Origin of the sequence: Mesorhizobium sp. M5C.F.Ca.IN.020.29.1.1, assembly GCF_003997375.1 — a bacterium.
GTDB classification, from domain to species: domain Bacteria; phylum Pseudomonadota; class Alphaproteobacteria; order Rhizobiales; family Rhizobiaceae; genus Mesorhizobium; species Mesorhizobium wenxiniae.
In genome coordinates this window covers 1-740 of sequence record NZ_RZSW01001108.1, presented here as the reverse complement: position 1 = coordinate 740, position 740 = coordinate 1, and the positions used below count along the sequence as shown (strand labels likewise).

1 pseudogene is annotated in these 740 nt (G+C 63.4%); it reads right to left on the bottom strand.

The features are described 5' to 3' along the window. Nucleotides 1-660: pseudogene (locus EOA85_RS36530) on the bottom strand (ABC transporter permease); the annotation flags it as partial. Between the last annotated feature and the right edge of the window lie 80 nt (nt 661-740).

The following is a 740-nucleotide window of genomic DNA, read 5'->3' as shown; positions in this document are numbered from 1 at the left end:
GGTCTGGATGATGTTGAGCACATTCAGCACGCCGGCGCGAATTTTGTCGACGCGGTGGCAGAGGATGCCGAGCGGCAGACCAACGACCACCGCCGCCGCCAGCGAGCCCAGCGCCAGCGTCACATGCTTGGAGCCCTCCGCCCAGAAACTGTCGGCGCGGTTGGCATATTCCTTGAGGATCGACAGGCTGTTCCAACTTCCCGAAGCCAAAAGCAGGCCGATTGCCAGCGCAGCTATGACGAGCCCGCCGAGGCGTGCCCATGGCGACAGATTCAATCGCGTCAGCACATCGGCAAGCAAAAGCGTGAACGCGAAGATGAGCAGCCAGAAACCCGAGGCGGACGAAATGCGCACGAACGTATTACCCTCAGGCATCAGGAAGCTGCCGGCGACGCCGATCAGGATGGCAAGGGCTGCAAGCGCGATCACGCTAGCGGCAAGGCGCAGGACGAGCGGCGTTTTCAAGAGCGCGATGATTGCCGCGATGAAGAGGATCGCCAGCAGCAATGGGCCGACCGCCGCCGGCAAGGAATCAAGGATCGAGCGCGCCTCGCCGGGCACGATGCGGTTGGCGCGGAAGGTGGCGAAGGGTGCTGCGAACGCCGCATAGGCAACGATCGCGGCAATGACCACGCCGAGCTTGTCGAACCGGACTGTCATGACTTGCATGTGCGATCGCGGCGACTTGAGGATCTGACGTCAGCACCGTCGCGCCCCCCTCTGTCCTGCCGGACATCTCC